Raw genomic sequence first — 6,164 nt, forward strand, 5'->3', positions numbered from 1 at the left:
CGCCTCAGGCAGGCGCACTGCAAAACCGCCGTAGCTGATGTTGTAAAGCGTCGCCTCCAATTCCCCGTCTGAGAGTGTAACGACACAAGGCAGCTCTAGTCGGAGACGTGGTTCCGATGGGACCGCTGTTCGAAAATACAAACCGGGGCTTTCCATGCTGCGTTACCTCGCTTTTGAACATATTTGAACACCTAACTAAATTCGCTTCGGTAATCCTTGAAAAATAAAGTGGACACCCCAGAAGAGGAGTGCCCATTGTGTTTTGCCTAGTCATTGAGCTTGAGGGAAGGAATACACGCTCAGTTCTCCTTATACGGTAGTTTCGTTTATGAAGCGTTTATGCTTCGTCGAAGGGCTTAAAGGAGAGCAGAGCAAGAAGCCTTCTATGAGCGTAAGCTATCCTGCTTCTTGCAGTAGGCCAGGAAAGCAGCGCCTGCGTTTTTCGGCGGGTTGCCCTTGGCGGCTTCAGAATTGGCAAACGTCAGCCAGTCCGAGCGGAGGGAATAATAGTCCCGGCCCTTCTCCCTGGCGATGGCCCTTGCCTTGTCTTCTGCCCATTCCGGCAGCCTGATACCGGGCAAAAGATCTCTCTGAGGCGAGCGCGGACGGAAGATCACCAGGTCTTCCGGGGTCAGCTCCATGCGATAGAACGGCGTGTGATCATCCTCGATGATCTGGCGGATGTTCAGTCGGAACTTCTTCAGGGGCGCGTTGCTGCCGGTCTTTTCCTGAAGCTTGGCAAGGCCAATCTGCCACTTGGGCTGGCTCCCGCAGTGCTTGCGGCCGATCTCATACAGGCGGCGCTCAAGCGGGCGGCGAAGGCGGAAATAGTCGTGCGAGATTGTTACGACTTCGTTGGCCTCGATTGCTCTCATGAACCAGTCAGACAGAACGACCTCGCAATAGTCGAGCCGCCATGCCCCTTCTTCCTGCATAACGAATCCGGCTTGGTCCACGAGGCTAAAAATCCGAACCTCGCGCTTGTTTCCGGTACGGATCGTTGTGGTAAATTGCGTCCCCTGTAGCCTTTTGAAGGCTTGCTCCAGACGCTTGTAATGGTTGCCGCCAATGGGGCGGTTGGTGGCGATGGAAAGCTCACGGGCGCTGAAGCGGACGCGCTTTCCGATCTTCTCGCCCCGGTTCTTCATGTCCATCAATTGGCTGATGCAGAAGATCAGGATGTCCTTGTCCTTGATGGTGGGCAGGCCAAGGCCGGAAGGAGCGATTTCCAACCTGTTTTCACCGTTCTGGTAGACCAGATGGCGCATGTCGGGCTTGGTCGCTAGGGAAAACAGGGGATGTTCCATCGACGCGGTGTCGTCCTTGGGGACCACGTCCGTGATATCGAGGATGAAAAAATCCTTCTGGGGGTGTCTATCCGGTAGCAAAGGCATGTCCGGACGCTACGAGAAATTTGACCGTTCAGGAACCCTGAATTTGACCTATCAGGAACCATTCTGAAGTTCGTGCTATCGGGAACCAAAGTTTGACCTATCGGGAACCCCAAATGGGGTATTGTCCGTTTGACCCTTTCGGAACCAGAATTTGACCCTTTCGGAACCAAAATTTGACCCTTTCGGAACCCTGTGGATAGTTTCCTGCTTTCAAGACAGCATGTTAGAGGAGATTTTTGCCTCCGTAACTTACTCCGTAGGTAACACTATTAACACTAGGGATCAGCGACCGTGGCTCGGTCCCCGAGCCCGTTCCTGGCTGGGGCGGTCGGTCAGATCGGTGTCCCGTTCTGCCGAGGGTTCTTTCCGAACCGCAGGGGCTGTCAGGCCAAGATTCATCTCATGCCGCTCCACCTCTGCCAGTGCCTCCTGCGGCCAGCAGATTTGCTCATCGATCTGGGTTGCCTCCGGACGCAGCATATTTTTGACTACGGCCTCAACCCTGGCGCAGAACGCCCCGCACTTCGCCACCACTGCCGCCAGGTGCATCCGGTCGGACAGGCTGGGGAAGAACTCACGCCCGGATTCATACCCGTCCCCCATGTTCGCCCGCAGCCCCATGCCAAACCCATGGGCCGCTTCAAACACACGCTCTGCCCCTGACCTGACAGCCCGGATCAAAGGCCAGGGATCGGTTTGGGGATCTCCCCTCACGCGATCCAGCTCCAGAGCGCCCTCAGGAGGCTCGTAGGAGCGCCCTTGGGCCTTGTGGCGGGCAATCTCCCCCTTGAGCATCAGAAAGTCGCTCAGGGCCTCTGTATCGCGCTCTGAGAGGTCTGTGTTCCTGATGGCATCCCACAGCCCCTGAGAGGGCGCTCTGACGCTCTCACGGGCCTTGTCCATGATCGCCCCATAGGTTTCCGGGGAAAGGTGCTGGCGCTGGGTGATTTCTTTCCGGGTGCCGCGCACGATTTCAGGGTCCAGATGCTCGCGGCACCAATCGGCCCAGGACGTCTGCAAGGCGGAGTATTCGTTCCGCTCGCCTGTGGCCTCCTTCAGCTCGCGCAGCGCCTTGTTGGTCGAGATCACCGGCTTGCCCCGGCTTTCCCGAACCGGAGAGACCAGCACATCGACCACAGCGCCGCCCTTCTCATCGAGATCGAGGCGGGTAGCGATCACCGATCCTTTGCCGCCCCAGCCCTCAGCCCATGCCTTCGCCTGGTCAAAGAGCTGGCGGTTACGCGGGTTGTCGGGGTCATGCAGGCCGCCGGCTTTTTCCACCCATTCCGGGGACACCACGCAGATGGCCTGCAAGCAGAGCGGCGAGCCTTTGCGTTCGCCGGCCCCCAGCTCGGTCTTGTGGGCTTTGAAGGCGGCAAGATAGTCGCGGTCGTTCTCGGCCTTCGACCAGGCAAGGCCGAAACCAGGTTCCGCATCGTCCCGGACCCGCGCCTTGCCGGTCTCGTCGTGATGCGTGCGCATGGCTAGGGACGCCCCGCGAAGCTGGGGGATTGGTTGAACTATAGTTGACGATAGCAGCCTTGAACATGGGGCTGATGGGAGAACGACGGAGTTGTCATTTCAAATCGCCGGCCCCCAGCTCGGTCTTGTGGGCTTTGAAGGCGGCAAGATAGTCGCGGTCGTTCTCGGCCTTCGACCAGGCAAGGCCGAAACCAGGTTCCGCATCGTCCCGGACCCGCGCCTTGCCGGTCTCGTCGTGACGCTGCGCATGGAGGGACGCCCCGCGAAGCTGGGCGATGCTGGTGAACTTGTTGACGCGGATAGCAGCCTTGAACATGGGGCGGTGATAGCGGAGAACGACGGAGTTGTCATTTCAAATGACAACCCACTAGGCAATTCTCTACGAGCCGCTCCGCTAATTGCCATGGGCCGGAGGTGCTGCGCCCTCCTGGACCTCCTGCTATTCGCCCGTTCAACGGGCGACAAATCCCTTCCTTCCCCTGCCTTATGGCGGGCGATGTCAGTCAGGGATTTGAGGGGCGCCGAACCGTTCCGCAAAATCCGGCGGCAGCAGATGCCGACGTTTTGGTGGTGTCCGCTCCCAGATTTCCGCATCGGTCAGGGTCTCGGAGCTGACCTCGTAATTCCCGCAGTCGAAGCGGGACGAGCAATCAGAGGGAGCATTCTCGTGGCGGTCGTGAGTCATTTGTTTCCCGATCTGGCTAGGGCCACATCTGCGCGGCGTGGAGCACGCGCAGCACCGTCACCGCCGCTGCGGTTTCGGTATAGACCACAATATAGTTTGGCCGGACCACCAGTTCCCGAGTGCCTTCTACCCTGCCGGGGCGGCAGCGTTTCGGGTGAGCCGGGAGCTGCGCCACCTTGCCCTGGATTTCTTCCACCAGGGCAAGGGCTGCGTCCGGGTTGTCGTCCGAGATGTAATCGGCAATCGCCATCAGGTCGGCGACCGCCGGAGCCTTCCACTCGAGTTCAGGCACGGCGCTTCCCGTCGATCAGGGCGCGGGCATCCTGCATCACCTGGTCGTGCGGGGTGGCCGGGCGGGGGTCGGCCAGCGCCTCCTGCACCTTGGCACGGAACCAGGCGTCATAGGCATCCGGATCTGCGGTCAGGCCGGCCGGCAGACCGCCCTCGGCGGCAACGCGGGTCAGCAGGATGCGCACGGCATCCGAAAGCGTCAGGCCGACACCGGACAGAGCGTCGGCTGCTTGCGCCTTGAGCCGGTCGTCCACGCGAACGTGGAGCATCGAGGTTTGGGCGGGCATGGTATGTCCTCCTGTTTTCGATGGTATTATGTATCTCAATTGAGATACAGGCAAGCTGCCTTTTCGGCTAGTAGCCCCATAGCTTCCCCGCTTTGGTGGTTTTCTGTAAACTGGTGGAAAACAAGGGTGAAAACCGTTTCCCCACCACCGGTGAAGGCGAGCAGAAACCATGGCAAAACTATCTTTGAATCAAGCGGCGAAGTATGCGGGTGTTGCCAAGAAAACCCTCTTGGAACGACTTAAAAGCAACGACTTAAACGCAAAGCTATCGGGCGAGAAGAACGCGCAAGGGCATTGGGAGATTGACGAGGCAGAGCTTGACCGTGTTTTCAGGAAACCACAGGAAGAACCACGCAGTAAAACCGTTTCCCCACCGCCAATAAAGGCGACAAAACCAAGCGAAACCGGTGCGTTAGAGGTTGAAGTTAAGATGCTTCGGGAGCAGATCGGTGCCATGACCGCCGAGCGAGACAGGGAGCGCGGCCAGCTCGTCGATCAGATCGAGGATTTGCGCACTCGCCTGGACGGAGCTGAGGCTGAACGGGTGCGCCTGAATGCGGTTCTGACAGATCAGAGGGATAAATCTGGCGTTCGGGTGAAGCGCGGCCTTTGGGCACGGCTGGTCGGCCGTTGAACGTCAGTCCGGAAGCTGACTTGAGAATAGCCGTCTTGTTCGTTCTCAACAGCATGGAAAGCGGCTTGGTCCATTGCCCTAGAAGATCCAGCCGAACTAGAGAAAGGTTTAGGCGAGGATCTGATCTTGGATTACCCTGCGTGAACTTCATCAGTTCTTTGAAGTGCGGCCCGCGTGTTGACCAGTGGCCTGTTCCTATAGTTCGCGGGCCGGTTCCCCTCCCTCTATCTTCTTCCGGGAACCGCCGGGTGTTCTCTTGACATCTTCGGTGTAAACGAAGTGGTCCCAGTAGACACAGGGGACTTAAAATCTCCGCCCCGATAAATGCACCGGATTTCGGTGCTGGTGCCATAAAGACGTAAGAGTGTACCTTGCATACACTTCAACATCGCGAGGTCAGCGGAAACTTACCGTGAAACTCTCCTTTCTGCCTCCTGAGGAACAACCCGAAGAACTGCTGGCCGCGGTACGTGTTCTAGCTGTCCAGGACCCTTTTGCTGATGACTTCCTCGCAGCTGCACTGGCCATCGAGCAACATGCTCAAGACATCCAGTCCGGTGCTTGCATCGACAAGACGCATTTCGCGGCGGTAGAGCTAGCTAAGGCCATGCAGCTAGACCACAAACAAGTAGACCAGAACCTGACCGAGCTGCGGAATGTCTTCACGTCCGTCATGGACGCGCAAAGGGATGGGAGTATCTGACTGCCAGTCAGTTGTCCGAATAAACGACCAGGAGTTGCCTCCTGACATCTTCGATGTGTGTGGAGGCTGAACGATGGGGAGTACCCTCTTTTTAGCCTACGCGGCCGCCCGGAAAGACCCTTAAAACCTGTTCAATCACCACTTTTGATGTGGATGCTTCGATATAGGCAACGATCACGAATTCACCTGCGCGGCCGAGGATACGAATACCGGTTTCTTTCACACGGCGAGCTTCGTGCCTGGGTGAAGGTTGTATATCGCAGCCGAAAACGCGCATTTCCAAATCCCCAAAACACCTAAAATATGATTATATCATCGTGTATTCGTTAATGGGTAGATATTTATCGCGGCAGTCTTCCGAAATTGCAGGAGCTGGGTTGGTCTCGTTCGCAACAGAAGCCGTCTATGATCCAGGTTAGTCGTTCGAGATCGTCACAGCCTCATTGGCCTCGATCGCGCGCCTCAGCCAATCAGAGAGAACGATCTCGCAGTATGCGCCGCGCACGATGGATCAGGTGGGATATTCACCGGTCTTGGCGAAATAGGCGTCAAGCAATGCCCGGGCGCCACGTTTGTTTTGGAACTTCAAGCCGATGCATGTCAGTCTGCGCCAGCGAACCTGAACGACAAACTCGCCAATACCTGCGACGGCAACAGATTGCAGCTTGGCCAGTTCAAAGGTGTTCTG

Annotated in this window: 10 protein-coding genes; 2 read left to right on the forward strand and 8 right to left on the reverse strand. The window is 57.6% G+C overall.

Features of this window, described 5'->3' with window-relative positions; genetic code table 11:
• The 7 genes from AQUI_RS32410 to relB form a co-directional block, all read right to left on the reverse strand.
• Positions 1-156, reverse strand: a 156-nt coding sequence (locus AQUI_RS32410) for a PilZ domain-containing protein (RefSeq protein WP_211235993.1), incomplete at its 3' end; no start/stop codon positions are given.
• A gap of 227 nt (positions 157-383) precedes the next feature.
• Positions 384-1,394: a replication initiator protein A gene (locus AQUI_RS0103730; protein WP_027256306.1), complete on the reverse strand. Its 1,011-nt coding sequence runs from the start codon at positions 1,392-1,394 to the stop codon at positions 384-386.
• 282 nt (positions 1,395-1,676) lie between these two features.
• Positions 1,677-2,876: a plasmid recombination protein gene (locus AQUI_RS0103735; protein ID WP_027256307.1), complete on the reverse strand. Its 1,200-nt coding sequence runs from the start codon at positions 2,874-2,876 to the stop codon at positions 1,677-1,679.
• Positions 2,877-2,970: 94 nt separating this feature from the next.
• Positions 2,971-3,192: a hypothetical protein gene (locus AQUI_RS0103740; RefSeq protein WP_027256308.1), complete on the reverse strand. Its 222-nt coding sequence runs from the start codon at positions 3,190-3,192 to the stop codon at positions 2,971-2,973.
• Between the two features lie 183 nt (positions 3,193-3,375).
• Positions 3,376-3,561 carry a hypothetical protein gene (locus AQUI_RS0103745; protein WP_027256309.1) on the reverse strand — a complete coding sequence of 62 codons (186 nt, stop codon included), beginning with the start codon at positions 3,559-3,561 and terminating at the stop codon, positions 3,376-3,378.
• 16 nt (positions 3,562-3,577) lie between these two features.
• Positions 3,578-3,853: a type II toxin-antitoxin system RelE/ParE family toxin gene (locus AQUI_RS0103750; protein WP_027256310.1), complete on the reverse strand. Its 276-nt coding sequence runs from the start codon at positions 3,851-3,853 to the stop codon at positions 3,578-3,580.
• Positions 3,846-4,139: a type II toxin-antitoxin system RelB family antitoxin gene (relB, locus tag AQUI_RS0103755; protein WP_027256311.1), complete on the reverse strand. Its 294-nt coding sequence runs from the start codon at positions 4,137-4,139 to the stop codon at positions 3,846-3,848. The genes AQUI_RS0103750 and relB overlap by 8 nt, the downstream gene beginning before the upstream one ends.
• A gap of 169 nt (positions 4,140-4,308) precedes the next feature.
• On the opposite strand from relB, the gene AQUI_RS0103760 reads away from it, so the two are divergent.
• Positions 4,309-4,773: a hypothetical protein gene (locus AQUI_RS0103760; RefSeq protein WP_027256312.1), complete on the forward strand. Its 465-nt coding sequence runs from the start codon at positions 4,309-4,311 to the stop codon at positions 4,771-4,773.
• A gap of 412 nt (positions 4,774-5,185) precedes the next feature.
• Entirely contained in the window at positions 5,186-5,476 is a 291-nt protein-coding gene (locus AQUI_RS0103765; RefSeq protein WP_027256313.1) for a hypothetical protein, read from the forward strand.
• A gap of 91 nt (positions 5,477-5,567) precedes the next feature.
• On the opposite strand, the gene AQUI_RS30590 is transcribed toward AQUI_RS0103765, so the two are convergent.
• The gene (locus AQUI_RS30590) at positions 5,568-5,753 is read right to left on the reverse strand and encodes a hypothetical protein (RefSeq protein WP_156916768.1); all 186 of its coding nucleotides are present in this window, start codon (positions 5,751-5,753) and stop codon (positions 5,568-5,570) included.
• Positions 5,754-6,164 lie beyond the last annotated feature (411 nt).

It is taken from the genome of Leisingera aquimarina DSM 24565 (assembly GCF_000473165.1).
Lineage (GTDB): Bacteria > Pseudomonadota > Alphaproteobacteria > Rhodobacterales > Rhodobacteraceae > Leisingera > Leisingera aquimarina.

Excerpts from the sequence above, each read along its gene's own strand:
- AQUI_RS0103740 (WP_027256308.1), bottom strand. The coding sequence starts at position 3,192 with ATGTTCAAGGCTGCTATCCGCGTCAACAAGTTCACCAGCATCGCCCAG.
- AQUI_RS30590 (WP_156916768.1), bottom strand. The coding sequence starts at position 5,753 with ATGCGCGTTTTCGGCTGCGATATACAACCTTCACCCAGGCACGAAGCT.
- AQUI_RS0103730 (WP_027256306.1), bottom strand. The coding sequence starts at position 1,394 with ATGCCTTTGCTACCGGATAGACACCCCCAGAAGGATTTTTTCATCCTC.
- AQUI_RS0103735 (WP_027256307.1), bottom strand. The coding sequence starts at position 2,876 with ATGCGCACGCATCACGACGAGACCGGCAAGGCGCGGGTCCGGGACGAT.
- AQUI_RS0103745 (WP_027256309.1), bottom strand. The coding sequence starts at position 3,561 with ATGACTCACGACCGCCACGAGAATGCTCCCTCTGATTGCTCGTCCCGC.
- AQUI_RS0103760 (WP_027256312.1), top strand. The coding sequence starts at position 4,309 with ATGGCAAAACTATCTTTGAATCAAGCGGCGAAGTATGCGGGTGTTGCC.
- relB (WP_027256311.1), bottom strand. The coding sequence starts at position 4,139 with ATGCCCGCCCAAACCTCGATGCTCCACGTTCGCGTGGACGACCGGCTC.